Origin of the sequence: Streptomyces sp. NPDC012935, assembly GCF_042900345.1 — a bacterium.
Taxonomy (GTDB): Bacteria; Actinomycetota; Actinomycetes; order Streptomycetales; family Streptomycetaceae; genus Streptomyces.
The window spans coordinates 1-1,277 of sequence record NZ_JBIBBC010000086.1; the positions used below are offsets into that span (position 1 = coordinate 1).

At 73.3% G+C, this 1,277-nt stretch carries 2 protein-coding genes; one reads left to right on the forward strand and one right to left on the reverse strand.

What is annotated here, in order from left to right; all coding sequences use genetic code 11:
• Positions 1-89 precede the first annotated feature (89 nt).
• Positions 90-422, reverse strand: a complete 333-nt coding sequence (locus tag ACFY5C_RS41700) for an ATP/GTP-binding protein (protein WP_086866984.1) — start codon at positions 420-422, stop codon at positions 90-92.
• Positions 423-644: 222 nt separating this feature from the next.
• On the opposite strand from ACFY5C_RS41700, the gene ACFY5C_RS41705 reads away from it, so the two are divergent.
• Positions 645-1,277: LLM class flavin-dependent oxidoreductase (locus tag ACFY5C_RS41705; RefSeq protein WP_389455298.1), on the forward strand; the 633-nt coding region annotated here is incomplete at its 3' end.

The following is a 1,277-nucleotide window of genomic DNA, read 5'->3' on the forward strand; positions in this document are numbered from 1 at the left end:
CCGCGTTCGCGGGCGCCTGGGCGCTGCTGGAGCGGCGCGACGTGTGAGGGGTGTGTGACACAGACACGACCTAGGCGCCGCGCGGAGGCTCAGAACCTCGGCGCGTTACGGGACCGCTGCACCCGCGTGGTGCGGCGGTCCTTCGCGTTCCAGCACGCCTTGTGCCAGTGCCGGCGGTCGTCGACGCCCGCGTGGTCCGGCCAGGCGACGACGTGCGGGACGCCGTCCGGGATCAGCTGGTCGCAGCCGGGACAGCGGTACGCCTTGCCCTGCGCGCTCGCGCCCGCCACATGCCGGACGTTCCAGTCCTCGCCCTGCCAGGCCTCCGAGGACTGCCAGCCGCCGTAACGGCCGGAGCGGTCCTCCCCGGCACCGCGGCCGGACGGACCGGCGCCCTTGGATCGGTTGCGACGCGGGGACACGGAACACCTCACGGAGCTATACAGGACGGGGGCCGTCTCCAGCCTACGCGGCACGGATGGGGGTATCCGTACGGAACCAACCCCCACAAGTCCCCCACGCGGACCCGTGATTCTGCAGACAATCCGCAAATCCCCCCGCCAGGCCGTGTCCTCGGCACGTGTCAGACGGTTATGCCCGCTGGGGGAGCTCCGCGTCGGAGCCAAGGAAGCAGGAAAACAGCAATGCGCGTAGGTAGTTTCGTGTTGGCGGCCCGGTTCCCGGGCCAGGGCGACGGGGAGGCGCTGCACCGGGCGGTCCGCTCCGCGGAGGTCGCCGAGGAGGCGGGCCTCGACTCGGTCTGGCTGGCCGAGCACCACTTCGTGCCGTACGGCACCTGTCCGTCCGCGGTCACCCTGGCCGCCCTGCTGCTAGGCCGCACCCGCCGGCTCCGCGTCGGCACCGCGGTCAGCGTACTGCCGACCGCGCACCCGGTGGCCCTGGGCGAGCAGGCCGCCCTGCTGCACATCACCTCCGGCGGGCGGTTCTCGCTGGGCGTGGGGCGCGGCGGGCCCTGGGTCGACCTGGAGGTGTTCGGCTCGGGTCTGGGCGCCTACGAGGAGGGCTTCCCGGAATCGCTCGATCTGCTGCTGCGCTGGCTGCGCGAGCCGGCGGTCGGGGCCTCGGGCGAGCGGTTCGGCTTCCGCGAGGTGCCGGTCGTGCCCCGCCCCTCGGAGTGCCTGACCGAGACGGACGGCCCCGAGGTGGTCGTCGCCTGCACCTCGCCGCGCAGTGTGCGCCTCGCGGCCGAGCGCGGGCTGCCGATGCTGCTCGGCATGCATGTGGGCGACGAGGAGAAGGCCGAGATGGTCGCCCTG